We start from the raw sequence: 17,897 nt of genomic DNA, 5'->3' as shown, positions 1-17,897 counted from the left end.
GCTCCTACAGGGTAAGGCAGATCGCCTCAATGCGCGCCGTCCAGCGGCGTCAGGCGTTCGTGCACCGTGCGTTCCAGCCAGGCCCAGTCGATCCGCGACAGGTCGCTGTGGCCCTGCGTGGCCTGCACCAGGATCTGGCGCTGGATCTCGCTGCGCTCCAACGCCAACGCATACGGCGTGCGCAGGAAGGTGACCATGGTGTAGTGCGGCACGAAGCGGGTCGGGTGGCGCTCCTGCAGCGCCTGCTCCAGCTCGCGCTGCAGCAGGAAGCCGGCATCGCCGACGCGGTCGCGCATCTCGATGTAGTTCTCCAGCGCCATCTGCTGGATCGCGCTGGCATTGGGTTTGCGCTCGGCCTCGAACGCGGCGTAGGCGCGGCCCAGGTCCGGCTCGCGCTGCAGGTGCGCGGCCAGGGCCACGCAATCCTCGAACGCGCAGTTCATGCCCTGGCCGTGGAACGGCACCATCGCATGCGCGGCATCGCCGAGCAGCACCGCGCGCCCGTCCAGGTGCCAGCGTTCCAGGCGCAGCGTGCCGAGCAGGCCCGGCGGGTGCTGTTCCCAATGTTCGGCCAGTTGCGGCATCAGCGGCAGCGCATCGGCGAAGTCGCGTTGGAACAACGCCAGGGCTTCATCGCCGCTGCGGGTGGTGGCGAAACTGGGCTCGCCTTCGTTCGGCAGGAACAGGGTGACGGTGAAGGTGCCTTCGTCGTTGGGCAGGGCGATGCACATGTAGTGCCCGCGCGGCCAGATGTGCAGCGCGTTGGCCTCGATGCGGAAGCTGCCGTCGGCGTTGGGCGGAATCTCCAGTTCCTTGTACGAATGGTCCAGGAACTCGGTGTGCTCGGCCATCGGCGACTTGCGCTGCATCGCCGCGCGCAGCGCCGAGCCGGCGCCGTCGGCGCCGATCATGCTGCGGAAGCGGATGTCGTGCGGCTGGTCGTCGCGGTCGTCGATGAAGCGCGCGTAGCCGGCGTCGAAGTCCACCGTGTGCAGGCGCCGGTAGAAGTGGATCTGCGCGCCGGCCTGTTCGGCCAGCTGCAGCAGGGTGATGTTGAGGTCGTTGCGGTGCACCGACCAGATCACTTCGCTGTCGTCGCGGCCGTAGCGCTGCAGCTGCTGGCGGCCATCGGCGAAATGCACCATGCGCCCGCGCATCATCACCGCCTTGGCCATCACCGCGGCATCGGCGCCGGCCTGGCGCAGCGCATGCAGGCCGCGCTCGGCCAGCGCCAGGTTGATCGAGCGGCCGCGCTCGTAGTCCTGGATGCGCGGATCGCCGCGGCGTTCGTACACGGTGACGCGCCAGCCCTGGCGCGAGAGCAGGATGGCGAGCAGGGAACCGGCCAGGCCGGCGCCGATCAGGGTGATGCTGCGGGGGGAGGCGCTCAAGGAAAAGTCCGGCATGACGCGCGGCCGCGGCCGCGCAGGAGGGGGCGGCTCAGACGCCGGCCCAGGTTTCCGCTTCCTCGACGAAGCGGTAGACATCGCGATAGCGGGTGTACAGCGGTACCGGGCTGATCCGGATCACGTCCGGCTCGCGCCAGTCGCCGAGCACGCCGACCGATTGCAGGTACTCGAACAGCGCACGGCCGCGTTCGCGCCCGCCGATCACGCGCAGCGACAGCTGGCAGCCGCGCTGCGCCGGGTCGGCCGGGGTGACGATCTGCAGGGTCTCGGCCAGGCGCGCGCGGATCAGCGTTTCCAGATAGCCGGTGAGCTGCAGCGACTTGCGCCGCAGCGCCGGCAGCCCGGCGCGTTCGAACAGCTGCAGCGAGGCGCGCAGCGGCGCCATGCTCAGGATCGGCGGATTGCTCAGCTGCCAGCCGTCGGCGCCGGGCGCGGCGACGAACTCCGGGCGCATCTGGAAGCGGGTGCGCTTGTCGTGGCCCCACCAGCCGGCGAAGCGCGGCGTATCGCCGTGGCCGTGGCGCTCGTGCACGAAGGCGCCGGCGACCGCGCCGGGGCCGGCATTGAGGTACTTGTAGTGGCACCACACCGCGAAATCGGGCGCGGTGTCGTGCAGGGTCAACGGGATGTTGCCGACCGCATGCGCCAGATCGAAACCGACCGCGGCGCCGGCCGCGCGCGCCAGCCGCGCCACCGCGTCCAGGTCGAAGGCCTGCCCGGTGCGGTACTGCACGCCCGGCCACAGCACCAGCGCCAGGCGCGGGCCGTGTTCGCCAATGGCGCGCTCGATCGCGGCCAGCGACACGGTGCCGTCGGCGCCGTCGGGCTGCACTTCGATCAGCTCGGTGGCCGGATCGAAGCCATGGAAGCGGATCTGCGAGGCCAGCGCATGCTGGTCGGAGGGGAACGCGCCGGCCTCGATCAGGATCGCCGGGCGCTCGCGGGTGGGGCGGTAGAAGCTGACCATCAGCAGGTGCAGGTTCACCGTCAGCGTGTTCATCGCCACCACTTCGTGCGGCAGCGCGCCGACCAGCTGCGCCAGCGGCGCGGCCAGCAGCTCGTGGTAGGTCATCCACTGCGTGTCGCCGGTGAAGTGGCCTTCCACCGCCAGCGTCGACCATTTGTCCAGCACCTCCTGCACCGCGGCGCGCGCGCCGCGCGGCTGCAGGCCGAGCGAATTGCCGACGAAGTAGGCCTGGTCGGCGCCCTGGTGCTGCGGGAACAGGAATTCGCGGCGCAACTCGCGCAGCGGGTCGGCGGCGTCGAGCGCGGTGGCGTGGTTGCGGGTCAGGATCTCGTTCATCGGCAGTGGGTGACAGGACGAGGGCACAGTCTACCGGTCGCGGCGCAGCGCTTCGTCGGCGACCGTGGCGGTGGCCGGCAGCATGGCGCTGCGCAACAGGTGGGTGAGGGTGCCGACGCTGTCGGCGACGCGGTCGCCGGTGTCGGCCAGCGCGGCCAGCGCCGAGCCGTCGTTGGCCTCCTGCAGATGCGCGGCCAGCGCCTCGGCCAGGCGTCGTTCGTCGTTGCGCAAGGTCGCCTGCGGCGGCGGGGTGCCGCTGCGCAGGCTGTCGGCCAGTTGCGTCAGCGCCGCATGCGCCTGGCCCCGGAACTGTTCCAGCTCCGGCAGCGGCGGCAGCGATGGGCTGTCGCGCAGCACCGCTTCCAGCGCCAGCGAGGCGCGAATCAGGCGGTTGCCGTTGGCCAGCACCGATTCGGCAAGCTTCAGTTCGCGCAGGTTGCGCTTGCGCCGCGGCTCGCCGCGCAGGCGCTCGATCGAGGCCTGCACGTTGGTGCGCGCGGTGCGCGACGCGGCGCGGGTCTCCGGCAGCGCCTGCAGGCGGCCTTCGAGCAGTGCGGCGAGGTGGTCGCGATACGCGAGCAACAGCTGCGCCAGGGTGGCGCGGATATGCCGCCGCTCCCAGGTCGGCCACAGCGCGTAGGCGACCAGCGCCAGCGCGCTGCCGAGCACGGTGGCCTGGATGCGTTCGCCGATCGCCTCGCCCGGGGCCATGCCCTCGAACGACAGCAGCAACACCAGCATGCCGGTCAGCGAGGCCACGCCGAGGCCGTAGTTGACCTGGGTCAGCAGGCGGAAGCCCAGGCAGAACACGGTCAGCAACAGCAGCCGCACCACCACGCCATCCATCGTGAAGTGGGCCAGTACGGTGGCCAGCACCAGTCCGGCGAAGGTGCCGGCCACGCGCAGCGCGCCGAAGCTGAGGGTGCCGCCGAAATCCGGCTTGAGCACGATCGCGGTGGTCATCGGGATCCAGTAGCCGTGCGGGATCGCCTGCCAGCGCTCGAACAGCACCGCCAGGCTCAGGCACACGCCGCAGCGCAAGGCGTGCCGGAACGCGACCGAGGAGAAGCCGAGGTTGGCGCGCAGGGTCTGCAGCGGTGCCAGCGGGCGCAGTGCCGCCGGCAATCTTGCTTCGGCCAGTTCGGCCTGGATCTCGCCGCGGCTGCTGGCCCAGTGGCCGTTGCGCACCAGCGCGCGCAGCTGCCCGCCCAGGCCCTGCGCGCGAGCCGCGGCGATGCGCAGCAGGCGCCGTTCGCGGGTGTCCTGCGCTTGCGCCTGGGCCTGCGCCAGCACCTCGGCCAGATCGTCGAAGCCGGTCATCGATGCCTCCGCCGCGGCCGGATCTTCGGCGTTGTCCAGCGCGTAGGCGAGCTGGTCCAGCACCACCGCGCTGCGTTCCAGGACGCGCTCGATCGGCAACCGCGCGCCGGCGGCTTCGTCCAGGCGCCCGTGCAGGTCGGTCAGGGTCAGCAGTTCCAGCCGCGCGCGTTCGCACAGCTCGGCGATGATCCGGAACGACTGCACCGCCAGCCCGCGCGAACGGTGCTCGCCGTGCAGCATCACCATCGCCTCCAGCACCGCCTCGGTGGCTGGCGGCGCCAACGTCGCGCTCGGCCGCTGGCGGGCGATGCCAGCCAGCTGCCGCATCAGTTCGGCCAGCGCGAACCGCTCCGGGCGGTAGCGCTGCAGCGGCCAGGCGGCCAGCGCCATCAGCATCTGCAGCACGCCGCCGGCGAAGATCAGCGCGGCCACGCCGACGCTCTGCGCCGCCGGCAGGCGCACGTCGGCGCTGACCACCAGCAGGATCATGCTGGTCAGCCCGACCCGCGCCGCGACCGGACCCAGCGCCACCAGCAGGCCGCCGCCCAGGCCCAGCAGCAACGCCGCCAGCGCCAGCGCCGGGGTATGCGCGCCGATCAGCATGCCCAGCAGCGCCGCGCCGCCGGCGGCCAGCGCGGCCATCAGCATGCGCTGCATGCGCGCCCGGTACGGCCCGGGCTGGTCGGAGAACATGGTGTTCAGCGCGCCGGTGGCCATCGCCAGGCCGAGTTCGGCATGGCCGCCGGCCACGCCCACGGCGAGCGGGGCGACCACCGCGAAGGTGTTGCGCAGGGCGACGCGCAGCGGGACGTCGCGCGGCTTCAGCGCGATCAGGCTATGCAGCATCGCAGCCCGGCGCGACGGTCGGCGAGGGCGCGCTCACGGCGCGGCGACGGGCGCCGGCACCGGGTGCACCTGTCCGCAACGGCCGCAGGTGCGCAGCGCCTCGGAGGCGTAGAAGCGCGCGAACACCGGCGGAAAATCGGTCTCGATGTTGCGTAGCGGGAAGTACTCTTCGTACAGCAGGTGGTTGCAGTGTTCGCAATACCACTGCAGGCCGTCGTTTTCGTGCGGCAGGCGGCGGCGCTCGATCACCAGGCCCACCGAATCGGGTCCCCGCTGCGGCGAATGCGGCACCTTCGGCGGCAGCAGGAAGGTCTCGCCGGCGCGGATCGGGATCTCGCGCACCGCGCCGTCTTCCTGGATCCTCAGCACCATCTCGCCTTCGAGCTGGTAGAACCACTCCGGGCCTTCGTCGTAGTGGAAGTCCGAACGCGCGTTCGGCCCGCCGACCGCCATCACGATGAAGTCGCCGGCGTAGATGCACTTGTTGCCCACCGGCGGCTTCAGCAGGTGCCGGTGTTCGTCGATCCAGGCGTGCAGGTTCAGCGGGGCGGGGAGCATGCGGTGTCCTTGGGTGGTCGCGTCGGCGCGGGCGCCGGCACCGGATCAGCGATCCTCGCGGTCCTGGCAGATCCGCGCCAGTGCGGCATCGTAACGCGGCGCCAGGTCCTCGATCCGCTCCAGTCCCATGCCCAGGTCGTGCACGCGGCCGTCGCGCAGGCTGTAGACCCAGCCGTGCACGGTCAGCTCCTGACCGGCGGCCCAGGCGTCGCGCACGATCGAGGTGCGGCTGACGTTGACTACCTGCTCGAGCACGTTGAGTTCGCACAGGCGCGCGTGCTGCAGGCTCAGGTCGCCGGCCTGCTGCAAGCAGCCTTCGTGCTTTTCGGCCACGTCGGTGACGTGGCGGATCCAGTTGTCGACCAGGCCCAGGCGCGCGCGGGTCAGCCCGGCATGCACGCCGCCGCAGCCGTAATGGCCGACCACCAGGATGTGCCGCACCTTCAGCACCTCCACCGCGAACTGGATCACCGACAGGCAGTTGAGGTCGGTGTGCACGACCACGTTGGCGATGTTGCGGTGGACGAACACCTCGCCCGGCGCCATGTCGATGATCTGGTTGGCCGGCACCCGCGAATCCGAGCAGCCGATCCACAGGTATTCCGGAGTCTGCTGCTTGGACAGGCGGCCGAAGAAGTCCGGATCCTCGCGATTGATCCGCTCGGACCAGGCGCGGTTGTTGTGCAGTAGCTGATCGATTTTGCTCATAGCCGCGCATTATTCCAGAAGCCGGCGTGAGGATGCAGCCGCCGTGGCGCGGCCGCGCGCGCCGGTTCATCGGCCAGCCTGACGGGTGCCGGTACACACGCCTGCGTATGGCGGTCGATGCGCTTTTTGCGACGCGCGCAGCTCCGCGTCGTCGTGACGTGCAGCCTCAGTTTCTGTGCGCCGCCGTATCGGGTTTTTGCCGATCCCGCCGCATGCGCCCGCTCGCCACACTTCCTCCAAGCCCGCTGACGGGCGCACTTCCGGAGGATCGCAATGGCCGACTTCAACACGTTTTTTCCCACCTTGCTCAAGCACGAGGGCGGCTTCGTCAACGACCCGGTGGATCCGGGCGGCGCGACCAACAAGGGCATCACCCTGGGCACGTTCCGGCTGTATGCCAAGAGCCTGCTGCAGCTGGAACCGACCCTGGCCAACCTGCGCGCGCTCAGCGACACGCAGGCCGCGGTGATCTACAAGGCCTGCTACTGGAACGCGGTGCATGGCGACGAGATCGCGCTGCAGCCGCTGGCCGACATCCTGTTCGATTTCCAGGTCAACGCCGGCAACAACGCGACCAAGCTGCTGCAGCGCGTGCTCAACGACCAGAAGCCGGCGCTGCAACTGACCGCGGACGGCAAGTTCGGCGCGACCACCCTGGCGGCGCTGCTGGCCGCCGACCAGCGCGACCTGTACGCGCGCTACAAGCAGGGCCGCCGCGACTACTACCGGCGCCTGGTCGATGCCAAGCCCGCACTCGGCAAGTTCCTCAAGGGCTGGCTGGCCAGGGTGGACGCGTTTCCCTACCTGAGCTGAGCCGGCGCCGCCACGCCGCCGCCCGCGCCTGTCGCTGCCGGCGCGGCGGCAGCTGCCCGGGTCCGCCGGGCGACACCGATCCGCTGCCGTCGCCGACGGCATTCCCTTTCTCCAGGAGCGAACATGGCTGGGCAGACCGCATTGAATGACCTGATCGAAGCGTTGGCCGGTGCGGTGATCGAGGCGCAGGACCGCATCGAACAGCACCAGATGGCCAACCTCGGCGACTACTTCGACGAGTTCCATCGGCCCAAGAGCGTGATCATCCGCCTGCCGTCGCAGCACCCGCAGGCCGGCGAGGACGACGAGGATTACTACCGCGCGCCGCTGCTGCCGCTGGTCTCGACCAACGTGCTGCGGATCAAGGACGTGGAGATCAGTTTCGACGCGCAGCTCGGCGACATGGGCGGGCTGCAGTCCAGCGAAGGCTTCTTCGCGCCGCCGCCGGATCCCGCCGCGCCGCAAGGCGCCTGGCAGGCCAAGCGCACCGCGGCCAAGTCCAGCGTGCGCGTGGATACCAGCGCAAGCGCCAAGAGCCAGCGCCAGAGTGCCGTCCACGTGGTGTTGCGCGTGGAGGGGACCGAACCAACTGACGGAGCGGCCAGGCTGATGAATCACCTGGCGCAGACGCAGGGCGTGTTCAAGACGGTCATGGCCGACAGGCCGGCCGCCGCGGGCACGGACGATGTCACCAATCCACCTACCTAAGGAGTTACTGCAATGCCTGACGAACTCGTAAACATCTCCAGTCAGTTCAAGGGTCTGCCGATGGCCGACCTGATCGGCGGCCCGCTGGATGCGGCCTGCAACGCGCAGGTCAAGCTGGCCCGCGCCACCGCCGATTTCATCCGCGTCATCGGCTTCCTGCCGCCGGACGCCGGCAGCGCCGATCCGCAAGCCCTCGGCGCCACCCGCACCGCGAGCTTCCGCTTCAAGCGGCCGGTCGACGACCCGACCACCGCCGGCGGCATCGCCGAAGAAGAAGTGGAGCTGGAAGTGCCGTTGCTGGCGATCGTCAACGTGCCCAGCCTGAGCATCCGCACGGTGGACGTCACCTTCGACATGGAAGTGAAGTCGTCCTTCTCCGAGAAGTCCTCCACCGACGCGTCGGCCTCGCTGTCGGCCGACATGGAATTCGGCTGGGGCATGTTCAAGGCCAAGGTGCACATCCAGGGCTCGGTGGCCACGCACAAGGAAAACGCGCGCAGCTCCGACAACTCGGCCAAGTACCACGTCTCGGTGCACGCCGAGGACCGGGGCATGCCGGAAGGGCTGGCCAGGGTGATGGACATCCTGCAGAGCTCGGTGGCGCCGCGCAAGGTCGGCGCGCCGGTACCGGTCGCCGCGTAAGCCACTAGTTGGACCATCTCGTCGGGGGACTCGTCAACGATGTTCGACCTCACTGAAGTCAAGTTCGTCAAGCGGGTCGTGGTCGGCAGCGACAACCCGACGCAGATGCAAACGCCCGAGCAGGTCGAAGCGGCCCGGGCCTTGCTCAACCGCTGCCTGAGCGATACGCCGAAGGGCGCGATCATCGGCACCGAAAAGAATTTCGCCGTGCTGCAGGTCGGCGAGCACCAGGTGGTGATGCAGTGGCTGTGCTACCACGTGGGATTCCCGCGCAGGCCGGCCTGGCTGAAGGACGAATGATGCGTGCGCTGCGCTGCGATTTCGACCTGCTGCTGCATGGCCTGTCGGCGGCCTTGCTGGATGCGCAACAGCGCTGCCGCGCCCGCCACGACCGGCTGTTGCGGGCCTGCTTCGGCGGCGAAACCACGCTGCCGGTGGCGGCGGCCACGGCCGATGCGCCATCGCTGCAGATCCCGTTGTGGGAACTGCGCGCCTGGCAAACCCCGCAGATCGGGCAGCTGACCCTGGCGTTCGAAGTCGAGCTGGATGTGCTGGATATGCCCGACGAAGCGCCGCGTCTGCTGTTGCGGGTGTTGCCGCGCAAACCGCGGCGGCCCGGCCACCGCCTGCAGATCGTGTTCCAGGGCGCGCACGCGCCGCTGGGCGAAGTGCTGTTCGACGGACAGCTGCTGAAACTCTGGAACCTGCAGCGCCCGCCCGGCACGCAGGAACCGCATACGGAGCCAGACCATGCGTAGACACGGTTTTGTCCTGTCGCGGCGCGACACCGATCAATGGTGCCGGGACCTGCGGATCGACCTGCTGTCGCTGGCCCGCGCGCAGCGCCGGCGGCGGCGCCGGCGCATGGCGTCGGCCTTGCTCGCGGTACTGTCGGCATGCGCCGCGTTGCTGGCCATCGTCTATTTCCTCGAGCTGCCCTGGTGAGCGGCCGCAGATAAGCACCATCCACATCCACATCCAACAGGAGAGTCGCATGCCCATCCGTTCGCAGCGTTTCCCGCGCCCATGCCTGTGGCCGTCGCTCTGCCTGGCGCTGGCGCTACCGCTGACCGCCGCCGCGGCCCCGCCTTCGACCCCGGCCGCGCTGCCGGGCGGCGACTGGCGCGGCAGCCTGGCGCTGGATGCCCGGCGCATCGCCGCGGTGCGTCTGGAGCAAGCCGCCGGCAAGGCCAGCCTGCAGTTCGGCGCGCCACTGAACTGCACGCTGGCGTTGCTGCCGCAGGAGGCCGGCGCCTATCGCCTGGACTCGATCAACGGCGGCATCTATTGCGACCGGTTGCTGGGCCGGCGCCTGACCGCGCAGCGCAGCGCCGCCGACGACCTGCAACTGAGCATCGACGGCACGCCGCTGCCGGTACTGTTGCATACCGCGCTGGGTCCGGTGAGCGCGCTGCAGGGCAACTGGCGCCTGGCAGGCGGCAGCGGCGGCGGCCGCAACCCGGTGGCGTTGACGCTCGCGATCGCCGCCACGCCGCTGTCGCCCGGCGCGCCGCTGGCCAAGCTGCGCTACGGCAGTCCGCGCGATTGCCAGCTCGACGCGCGCTACGCCGGCATGCGCGACACCACGCTGGTGCTGTCGCTGACCGTGAACGACGCCGGCTACTGCGGCCGTCTCAGCGATGGCCAGGCCGAGCTGCAGCCGCAAGCGGACGGCAGCGCCACCCTGCGCATCTTCGACCGCCTCGGCACGCGCGCCGACGCCGGCACCCTGCAGCGCATTCCCTAAGGGCAGCGCCGCCATTTGTGCGGCATCGGCATCGGTGCCGCCGTCGCCATCGTTCGCGTCCAGGAGTGTTGCGATGAATGCAGGGATTCAGGCGCTGGGCACGGCCGTGCGGCGCTGGCTCGCCGGTCCGGGCATCGCGCCACGGCTGCCGCCGCCGGGCATCCTGCCGCAGCTGCGGGTGGAGTGCGAGGCGATGACGCGCTATGCGCTGGAGCAGGGCATGGCGGTGCCGCCGGAGCTGGTCGCGCGCCTGTCGGTGCTGTTGGACGGCAGCGTGCCCGGCGCCGCCGGCAGCGAACACTGTGCGCACGAACTGGCGGTGAGCCATCGCCGCCTGGCGCAACTGATTCGACCGGCGACGCCGCAGGCGGTGTTCCTGCTCGATGCCGAGCGCCGCCGCAGGCACTGGACGACCCTGCTGGGACCGCTGCCGCTGGTGCGCGCGCTGACCGCGACCTCGCTGCTGTTCCTGTTCTCGGTGGTGGCCTCGGCCTTGTCCGATGAGGTCAGCGCGGACAACGTGCGCCTGGGATTCCTGGATTCCTCCGGCAGCGTGCTGCTGTGGAACGCCTTGTTCCTGCTGTCCTGCGCCGGCCTGGGTGCATCGTTCTCGTCCCTGTTCCAGGTGCATCGCTACGTCGCCAATGCCACCTACGATCCCAAGTTCGATGCCTCCTACGGCGCGCGCATGATCCTGGGCCTGATCGCCGGGTTGATCCTGGTCGAAGTGCTGCCCGGCGACCTGTTCGAAAGCGGCGGCATGCGCACCTTCGGCAAGCCGACCCTGGCGATGCTGGGCGGCTTCTCCGCGACCGCGGTGTACCGGCTGCTGCAGCGCCTGGTCGATTCGATGGAGACGCTGGTGCGCGGCGACGCCGCGGCGCAGACCCAGGCGACGCTGGAGGTGCAGCGCGCCGGTAACGATGCCGAACGCATGCGCTGGCAGGGCGAACTGGCCGCGCAGCTGATGGCCCTGCAGCAGTCGATCGACGCCGGCACGCCGCCGGCCGCGGTGCAGCAGCGGCTCGCCGATTTCGCCCGCGCCATGCTGCAGGCCGACAACCCGGCGCTTCCGGCCGCGCCGCCGAAGCCGGACTGATCGCCACTTTCGCCGCGCCGCCGCCGGTGCATGCCGCGGCGTTTGTGGCGTGTTCGCGGGTATGCCGGCGGCGCGGCAGTCAGCGTGTTTTTCTCCGCTGCGCAGCACGCATTGCTCGCCGTTTCTACAGTGCCTGTCTACGCAGCGAGACGAATGCGCGAATCCATGCAAGTTCAGGTATGGCCGCCATCCATATCAGCCTGAGGCCGATGGCTGCGATTGCGCGGCGTGACAAGCTGATTGCGCCACGCAAGTGACGTAACGCTGTCGCATCGGTTCAAAAGGGGCGTGTCGCGCCGCGGGGAATGCGTGTTTCGCGCGGCGGCGAGCGTAGGGAGATCCATGGCGAGGACAACGGGTTGAGAATGAACACACGTATCGTGATTGCCGCCGACCGCAGCATCGTGCTGGAGGGCATGGTCGCCCTGTTGAACAACACGCCCGACATCGACGTGGTCGGCCATGCCGCCGACGGACTGGAATGCGTGCAACTGGTGACCAGGAGACAGCCCGACATCGTGCTGATGGACGTGATGCTGCCGGGCCTGAACGGGATCGAGGCCACGCGCCGGCTGCTGCAGCGCAGCCCGCAGAGCAAGGCGATCTGCATCGCCGCCTCCGATGCCGCAGCCAACGTGCGCGTGGTCATCGATGCCGGCGCCAAGGGCTACCTGGCCCGCAACAGCACCTTCCACGAACTGCTGCGGGCGATCCAGCAGGTCAGCAACGATCAGTTGTACATCAGCCCGGGCCTATCGCAATCGCTGGTCAGCGAGTACCGCCGCCCGCAGGGCGACGCCGTTTCAGCCTATACGCTGCTGACCTCGCGCGAGCGCGAAATCGTGCAGCTGCTGTCCGAAGGCCTGTCCACCAAGGAAATCGCCGCGCGGCTGCATATCAGCGTCAAGACCATCGGCACCCACCGCGAGCACATCATGCTCAAGCTCGGCATGCACGGCATCGCGCAACTGACTCGCTATGCGATCCGCGAAGGCTTGTCGCCGCTGGACGGCGGAATGGCGAACACCCTGCGGGCGGACAGCGAGCGGCAGCGGCTGGTCAGCAATTGCGGTTGAGCGGCGCAATCGGGTGCAGGGGAGGGGTGCTGGCGCCCTCCCTGCGCGCGCAGGCAGGGCGCATGGCGGCGTCGTGGTCGCGTTTCAGTGGACACCGCAAGGGTGGATTCCAGGTGGTCGCGTTCTCATCCTCGGCCGCTGATCGATGGCCGAGCATGCAGTGCAGCTGTTGAGTTGTGGGAACGCCCGCTTCAGCCCCTCTCCCATCGGGAGAGGGGTTGGGGTGAGGGTACGCAGCGAAGCCTTCGCGATGTTCGCTTGCGCGAAGCTGCGCACGTCCCCATCCGCCCCTCTAAAGGGAGCTATGGTCGCGACGGGAGAAGAACGATTGCAGTGTCGTGGACAGCCGCGTGCACCGACGGCAACGCCGCATGCGCAAGGCGCCTGCGCCGCTCAGCCGTGCGGCAGGCGCTCGCGCATCAACGCGGCCACCGCCTGCGCGCCAGGATCGGCCTGCGCCTGCAAGGCCGCGCTTACCGCCGCCACGTTCGCGGGCGGATGGTTCTGGCTGAGCTTGAATTTCAGTTCCACCCGCTCCGGTTCGAAACGGAAGCCGACGATGCCGCGCAACTGGTGCCGGTGCGCATCGTTGTGCGGCTCGTAGCGCCAGTCGCTGCCGAGCGCGCGCTCGTGGCGTTCGCTGAGCCGCGCCACGATGTCGGCCAGCAGCGCTTCGTCGTCGCTGACCTGCAGTTGGCCGTGCAGGTGCGCAGTGGCGTAGTTCCAGGTCGGCACGCGCGCCATCGCCTCCTTGTCCGGATACCAGCTCGGCGACACGTAGGCCTGCGGGCCGTGCACGATCAGCAACGCCGGGCCGGCATGGCGCGACTGTGGATTGGCGCGCGCCCAGTGGCCTTCGATCACGATGCGCGCGCCGTCGCGGCGGTACAGCACCGGCAGCGGCGTGGCGCAGGGCAGGCCGTCGGCGACGGTGACCAGGGTCGCGAACGGGTCGCGCGCGATCAGCGCGTCGAGCGCGCCCAGGTCGGTTTCGGCGAACGCCGACGGGACGTGCATCGGCCGCTCAGGCGCGCGCGCCGAGGGTCTGGGTCATGCGTCCGCGCAGCGCGGCATCGTCGTCGGCCTGCGGCGGCGCCACTTCGTGCAGCGAGAAGCCGCGTGCCAGCGCGTCGTCCTCGTCCAGGCCGTCGAAGGCGACGAATTCGGCGTCGAACAGCGCCGCCTGCGCGGTGTCCTCGCTGTCGTAGCTGAGCGTGTTGCCGTCGCTGTCCAGCACCTCGGCGGTGCCGGCGTCGCGCACGCGCAGGCGCGCCCACACCAGGATGCGGCCGAGGCTGGCCAGGTACCACCGATCGGCGGCGGATGCGTCTGAAGTCATGGAATCACCAGGGAAAGCAGCCAGAGCAGGGCCGCCATGCCCAGGCCGAAGAAGATGGTCAGCAGCGACAGCCAGGCCGGCGTCGCCAGCCCGGACAGCGAGCGGTCGTCGAGCGGGCGGTAGCGCCGCGCCAGCAACCAGCCCAGCGCCACCGGCTTGAGAAACGCGCCGGGGCCGAACACCGCGACCAGCGGCGGATGCCGGTCGCGGATATGCACCAGGGTCAGCGGCCAGAAGATCAGGAACGCGCTGAACCCGGCGATGGCAACGCCGACGAAGCACAGCGCGAAGAACAGGATCATGGCGTGGCCCCGGATTGCATCAGAACTCGGCGCTGCCCGGCGCGCGCGGGTAGGGGATCGCATCGCGGATGTTGCTCAGCCCGCAGATGTAGACCACCAGCCGCTCGAAGCCCAGGCCGAAGCCGGCGTGCGGCACCGTGCCGTAGCGGCGGAAGTCGCGGTACCAGCCGTAGTGCTGCGGGTCCAGGCCGAACTGCACCATGCGCGTGTCCAGCACGTCCAGGCGCTCCTCGCGCTGGCTGCCGCCGATGATCTCGCCGATGCCCGGGGCCAGCACGTCCATCGCCGCCACGGTCTTGCCGTCGTCGTTCAGGCGCATGTAGAAGGCCTTGATGTGCTCGGGGTAGTTGGTCACCACCACCGGGCGGCCGACGTGCTGCTCGGTCAGCCAGCGCTCGTGCTCGGTCTGCAGGTCCAGGCCCCATTCCACCGGGAACTCGAACTTGTGCCCCGACTTCTGCAGCAGCGCGATCGCGTCGCCGTACTCGATGCGCTCGAACGGCGAGTTGATGAACGCCTCCAGCTTGCTGATCGCGGTCTTGTCCACGCGCTCGGCGATGAACCCCAGGTCGTCGCCGCGCTCCTCCAGCACCGCGCGGAACAGGTACTTGAGGAAGTCCTCGGCCACCCGCGCGTCCTCGGCCAGGTCGGCGAAGGCGATCTCCGGCTCGATCATCCAGAACTCGGCCAGGTGGCGGGTGGTGTGGCTGTTCTCGGCGCGGAAGGTCGGGCCGAAGGTGTAGACCTTGCTCAGCGCCAGGCAGTAGGCCTCCACGTTGAGCTGGCCGGACACGGTCAGGAAGGTTTCCTTGCCGAAGAAGTCGCGGCCGAAATCGACCTGGCCCTTGCCGTCGCGCGGCAGGTTGGCCAGGTCCAGGGTCGACACGCGGAACATCTGCCCGGCGCCTTCGGCATCGGAGGTGGTGATGATCGGGGTGCTGATCCAGTTGTAGCCGTTCTGGTGGAAATAGCGGTGCACCGCCTGCGCCAGGCAGTTGCGGATGCGGGTGACCGCGCCGAACAGGTTGGTGCGCGGACGCAGGTGCGCGACCTCGCGCAGGAATTCCAGCGAATGCGCCTTGGGCTGGATCGGGTAGGTCTCCGGGTCCTCGACCCAGCCCACCACCTCGATCGCCTCGGCCTGGATCTCGAAGCTCTGGCCCTGGCCCTGCGAGGCGACCAGGCGCCCGCGCGCGATCACCGCGCAACCGGCGGTCAGCCGTTTCACTTCCGTCTCGTAGTTGGGCAGCTCGGCCGGCGCCACCACCTGGATCGGTGCGAAGCAGGAGCCGTCGCTGACGTTGACGAAGGACAGCCCCGCCTTGGAATCGCGCCGGGTGCGGACCCAGCCGCGTACCGTCACTTCGCCGCCCGCCGGGATCTTCCCGGCCAGCGCATGCTCAACGCTCACCACCGTCATGACTTGAATCCTCGCCGCAGCGACTCGATATGGAACGGGCAAGTGTACTGGCTGAACCGCAGCGCTTGCGAGGCGTGGCGCGCATCCGCCGCCGCGCTTCCTCCCTATAATGACCGTTCGCTGTTCCCGGAGTCGTTCGCCATGGCCATCCATCTCACTCCCGTCGCCTTCGAGCGCGTGCAGCGCTTCGTCGCCCAGACCCCTGGCGCGCTGGGCCTGCGCTTCGGCGTCGAACGCACCGGTTGCTCGGGCTGGGGCCACGTCACCGACCTGGCGCGCGAGGCGCACCCGGACGATGCGGTGTTCGAGCAGGATGGGGTGCGCATCTACGTCAACGCCGCCAGCCTGCCGCTGGTCGACGGCACCGAGATCGATTTCGCCAAGCAGGGCCTGGGCGAGACCTTCATCTTTCGCAATCCCAATGCCACCGCCGAATGCGGCTGCGGCGAGAGCTTCACCACCGACGCCGAGCATGCGGCGGCCGCCGCGCGCTGAGCGCCGGCGCCGCGCTCACCACGCGTAGTGGGTCAGCACCAGTTGCGAATCCAGGTCCAGGCGCGCGAAGCCGATCTCGCAGACTTGTCCTTCGGCGAACTGCGCGCATAGCGTCTCGGTAAGCCGTAGGCGCAGTTGCTGTCGCGCCAGGTCCACCCCGCACACGCGCGCCGCTTCGAAATCGAAGTAACGCCCGACCGCTCCGAACGCGGCCTTGAACAGACTCTCCTTGGCCGAGAACAGCGCGGTCAGCAGCGCATCGTGCGACCACTGCGGATCGGCCGCGGCGGCCAGCAGATCGGCCTCTTGCGCATCGATCGCCATGCTCAGCACGGCCTCGCGCGCGGCGGGCGCGAGCAGCCGTTCCAGGTCGATGCCGATGCCATTGGCCTGGCCGGTCGGCAGCGCCACTGCCGCCGCGCAGCCGCCGCTATGGGAAATGCTGCCCAGGCTGCCGGCCGGCCAGCGCGGCTCGCGCGCCGTACCGATCGCGATCTCCGCCTGCGCCTGCGCCGGGCCGAGCGCCTCGCCCAGCGCCAGCCGCGCGGCCAGGCGCCCGAACAGGAATTCCGCCTGGCGCTTGCGCACGCTGCGCGCGACGCTGTCCGGGCAGGCGATCGCCGCCGCGGCGAAGGCCTGCGGCTGGAAGCGTTCAGCGTCGAAGGCTAGCGCGTACAGCGGCGTGCCGTCGTCCAGCAGGTAGTGGCGTGCGCTGCGCAGCGCGGTGGCGACTGCCGGTGGCAGGTCCAACTGCAACGACTGGCCGGCGCTCAGGGCAGGGCTGGCGTGCAGGTGGGCGCTCAATGCGTGTCCCCGGTCGCCAAGCCGCAGATGCGGCAAGGGCGCGCGGCGCCGCGTACTCGCGCTGGCCCGGCTGCAAGCTCACGGCCTGGGGCAGCGGCCAGGCCGGGCCACCGCGCGGAAAGTGGCGTGGCTTCGGTAGCTGGGAGTGCGGGCTGTCTGCGGTTCATCCGGCGAGTGTCGCAAACCGGCGCCCATGCGGCGACAGCCTGGGCCGCCGCATTGTCTGCAGCAGGTGGTGCCCGCCATACATGCGCGTACGGCCGCCAACTTGCGGTGCGGCCCCTGCGCTGCCATACTTTCCGGCTTCCTGCGCCCGTCGTGGCGGGATCCCTTGCCCCACCGCACCCGTTTTGGGCCTCGCGGGGGGCTGTCCGGCCCTCGGGCCACATCCGAAAGGTATAACCACATGAGTCGTCATTACGAAATCGTGTTCCTGGTCCATCCGGACCAGAGCGAGCAGGTCCCGGCCATGATCGAGCGCTACAAGTCGCTGGTCGAGAACGGCAGCGGCACCATCCACCGTCTGGAAGACTGGGGCCGCCGCCAGCTGGCGTACCCGATCCAGAATCTGGTGAAGGCGCACTACGTCATGCTCAACATCGAAGTGGACCAGGCCATCCTCGCCGAACTGGTCGAGAGCTTCCGCTTCAACGACGCCGTGCTGCGCCACCTGGTGATCAAGCGCGACGGCCCGGACACCGAGCAGTCGCTGATCATGAAGAGCAAGGACGAGAAGGGCGACAAGCCCGAGCGTAGCGAGCGCCGTCGCCGCGACGACGAGGAAGGCGATGCGCCTGCCGCCGCCACCGAAACCGACGGCGACGCCGCCGAAGCCGCCTAAGGAGCACTGCCATGTCCAAGTTCTTCCGTCGCCGAAAGTTCTGCAAGTTCACCGCCGAGGGCGTCAAAGAGATCGACTACAAGGATCTCAACACCCTGCGCCAGTACCTCACCGAGAACGGCAAGATCGTGCCGAGCCGCGTGACCGGCACCAAGTCCAAGTACCAGCGCCAGCTGGCCACGGCGGTCAAGCGCTCGCGTTTCCTGGCGTTGATCCCGTACACGGACAACCACGATATTTGATGTGACCGCTCCGGAAGGACCCGCACGTCTGTGCGGGTCCTTCCGAGCGACAGCCCGCACATCCATGCGCGGGTTATTCAATAGAAGTCTGGCGATCGAAGAGTGCGGTGTTGGTTGGGGGTTTTGCGATTCCCGATTCCCGATTCCCGATTCCCGGCTTTTCCTATTCGGACAGCAAGCGTTGCGGGCGCCTTCGGGCGTGCGCTAACGAATAACGGAGCAACA

At 69.4% G+C, this 17,897-nt stretch carries 22 protein-coding genes; 12 read left to right on the top strand and 10 right to left on the bottom strand.

The genetic code is table 11. The features are described 5' to 3' along the window. Positions 1–26 precede the first annotated feature (26 nt). From HEP75_RS13275 to can, 5 genes are read right to left on the bottom strand one after another with little or no spacing between them, the layout of a single operon-like run. Positions 27–1,406 (bottom strand): NAD(P)/FAD-dependent oxidoreductase, encoded by a 1,380-nt coding sequence (locus tag HEP75_RS13275; protein WP_185823842.1) that lies wholly within the window; start codon positions 1,404–1,406, stop codon positions 27–29. 34 nt (positions 1,407–1,440) lie between these two features. Then, a complete protein-coding gene (gene kynU, locus HEP75_RS13270; RefSeq protein WP_185823038.1) occupies positions 1,441–2,712 on the bottom strand; it encodes a kynureninase in 1,272 nt (423 codons plus the stop codon). Between the two features lie 30 nt (positions 2,713–2,742). Further along, positions 2,743–4,878: an FUSC family protein gene (locus HEP75_RS13265; RefSeq protein WP_185823841.1), complete on the bottom strand. Its 2,136-nt coding sequence runs from the start codon at positions 4,876–4,878 to the stop codon at positions 2,743–2,745. A gap of 33 nt (positions 4,879–4,911) precedes the next feature. Beyond that, positions 4,912–5,436: a 3-hydroxyanthranilate 3,4-dioxygenase gene (locus tag HEP75_RS13260; protein WP_185823840.1), complete on the bottom strand. Its 525-nt coding sequence runs from the start codon at positions 5,434–5,436 to the stop codon at positions 4,912–4,914. A 45-nt stretch (positions 5,437–5,481) separates the two neighbouring features. Next, a complete protein-coding gene (can, locus tag HEP75_RS13255) occupies positions 5,482–6,144 on the bottom strand; it encodes a carbonate dehydratase (RefSeq protein ID WP_185816223.1) in 663 nt (220 codons plus the stop codon). A 273-nt stretch (positions 6,145–6,417) separates the two neighbouring features. Between can and HEP75_RS13250 the strand changes: the two genes are divergently transcribed. From HEP75_RS13250 to HEP75_RS13210, 9 genes are all read left to right on the top strand, one after another. Beyond that, the gene (locus HEP75_RS13250) at positions 6,418–6,957 is read left to right on the top strand and encodes a glycosyl hydrolase 108 family protein (RefSeq protein WP_185823839.1); all 540 of its coding nucleotides are present in this window, start codon (positions 6,418–6,420) and stop codon (positions 6,955–6,957) included. A gap of 123 nt (positions 6,958–7,080) precedes the next feature. After that, positions 7,081–7,665 carry a DUF2589 domain-containing protein gene (locus HEP75_RS13245; RefSeq protein ID WP_185816225.1) on the top strand — a complete coding sequence of 195 codons (585 nt, stop codon included), beginning with the start codon at positions 7,081–7,083 and terminating at the stop codon, positions 7,663–7,665. Positions 7,666–7,677: 12 nt separating this feature from the next. Then, positions 7,678–8,307 (top strand): DUF2589 domain-containing protein, encoded by a 630-nt coding sequence (locus tag HEP75_RS13240; protein WP_185816226.1) that lies wholly within the window; start codon positions 7,678–7,680, stop codon positions 8,305–8,307. Between the two features lie 39 nt (positions 8,308–8,346). Then, positions 8,347–8,607, top strand: coding sequence for a hypothetical protein (locus HEP75_RS13235; protein WP_003471826.1), 261 nt, complete (start codon positions 8,347–8,349; stop codon positions 8,605–8,607). Further along, positions 8,607–9,065: a hypothetical protein gene (locus HEP75_RS13230; RefSeq protein WP_185816227.1), complete on the top strand. Its 459-nt coding sequence runs from the start codon at positions 8,607–8,609 to the stop codon at positions 9,063–9,065. Before HEP75_RS13235 ends, HEP75_RS13230 begins: the two co-directional genes overlap by 1 nt. Further along, complete coding sequence (locus HEP75_RS13225) at positions 9,058–9,252, top strand: hypothetical protein (RefSeq protein WP_185816228.1); 195 nt, start codon at positions 9,058–9,060, stop codon at positions 9,250–9,252. The genes HEP75_RS13230 and HEP75_RS13225 overlap by 8 nt, the downstream gene beginning before the upstream one ends. Positions 9,253–9,301: 49 nt before the next feature. Next, a complete protein-coding gene (locus HEP75_RS13220) occupies positions 9,302–10,054 on the top strand; it encodes a hypothetical protein (RefSeq protein WP_185823838.1) in 753 nt (250 codons plus the stop codon). A gap of 193 nt (positions 10,055–10,247) precedes the next feature. Next, positions 10,248–11,153 carry a hypothetical protein gene (locus HEP75_RS13215; RefSeq protein ID WP_221899329.1) on the top strand — a complete coding sequence of 302 codons (906 nt, stop codon included), beginning with the start codon at positions 10,248–10,250 and terminating at the stop codon, positions 11,151–11,153. Between the two features lie 365 nt (positions 11,154–11,518). Then, positions 11,519–12,229: a response regulator transcription factor gene (locus HEP75_RS13210; RefSeq protein WP_185823836.1), complete on the top strand. Its 711-nt coding sequence runs from the start codon at positions 11,519–11,521 to the stop codon at positions 12,227–12,229. 393 nt (positions 12,230–12,622) lie between these two features. On the opposite strand, the gene HEP75_RS13205 is transcribed toward HEP75_RS13210, so the two are convergent. Genes HEP75_RS13205 through asnS form a run of 4 tightly spaced genes read right to left on the bottom strand, consistent with a single transcriptional unit; the run spans position 12,623 to position 15,290 of the window. Next, positions 12,623–13,246: an FMN-binding negative transcriptional regulator gene (locus HEP75_RS13205; protein ID WP_185823835.1), complete on the bottom strand. Its 624-nt coding sequence runs from the start codon at positions 13,244–13,246 to the stop codon at positions 12,623–12,625. Between the two features lie 7 nt (positions 13,247–13,253). Next, positions 13,254–13,568 carry a hypothetical protein gene (locus HEP75_RS13200; protein WP_185816233.1) on the bottom strand — a complete coding sequence of 105 codons (315 nt, stop codon included), beginning with the start codon at positions 13,566–13,568 and terminating at the stop codon, positions 13,254–13,256. Beyond that, positions 13,565–13,870, bottom strand: a complete 306-nt coding sequence (locus HEP75_RS13195; RefSeq protein WP_185823834.1) for a hypothetical protein — start codon at positions 13,868–13,870, stop codon at positions 13,565–13,567. Before HEP75_RS13195 ends, HEP75_RS13200 begins: the two co-directional genes overlap by 4 nt. 19 nt (positions 13,871–13,889) lie before the next feature. Next, positions 13,890–15,290 (bottom strand): asparagine--tRNA ligase, encoded by a 1,401-nt coding sequence (asnS, locus tag HEP75_RS13190; protein WP_185823833.1) that lies wholly within the window; start codon positions 15,288–15,290, stop codon positions 13,890–13,892. Between the two features lie 141 nt (positions 15,291–15,431). On the opposite strand from asnS, the gene HEP75_RS13185 reads away from it, so the two are divergent. Further along, on the top strand, positions 15,432–15,785 hold the full coding sequence (locus HEP75_RS13185) for an iron-sulfur cluster assembly accessory protein (protein ID WP_179565053.1): 354 nt from the start codon (positions 15,432–15,434) through the stop codon (positions 15,783–15,785). A gap of 15 nt (positions 15,786–15,800) precedes the next feature. Here the strand turns inward: HEP75_RS13185 and HEP75_RS13180 are convergent, their stop codons facing one another. Continuing rightward, complete coding sequence (locus HEP75_RS13180) at positions 15,801–16,589, bottom strand: 4'-phosphopantetheinyl transferase superfamily protein (RefSeq protein WP_221899265.1); 789 nt, start codon at positions 16,587–16,589, stop codon at positions 15,801–15,803. A gap of 406 nt (positions 16,590–16,995) precedes the next feature. Between HEP75_RS13180 and rpsF the strand changes: the two genes are divergently transcribed. Together rpsF and rpsR are read left to right on the top strand one after the other, a co-directional pair. Next, positions 16,996–17,430 carry a 30S ribosomal protein S6 gene (gene rpsF / locus HEP75_RS13175; protein ID WP_003473337.1) on the top strand — a complete coding sequence of 145 codons (435 nt, stop codon included), beginning with the start codon at positions 16,996–16,998 and terminating at the stop codon, positions 17,428–17,430. An 11-nt stretch (positions 17,431–17,441) separates the two neighbouring features. After that, complete coding sequence (gene rpsR, locus HEP75_RS13170; protein WP_003473336.1) at positions 17,442–17,672, top strand: 30S ribosomal protein S18; 231 nt, start codon at positions 17,442–17,444, stop codon at positions 17,670–17,672. The last annotated feature ends 225 nt before the right edge of the window (positions 17,673–17,897 follow it).

This window comes from Xanthomonas sp. SI (assembly GCF_014236855.1).
Lineage (GTDB): Bacteria > Pseudomonadota > Gammaproteobacteria > Xanthomonadales > Xanthomonadaceae > Xanthomonas_A.
Note: the sequence above shows the minus strand (reverse complement) of the source record. Positions and strands in the feature narration are given on the sequence as shown.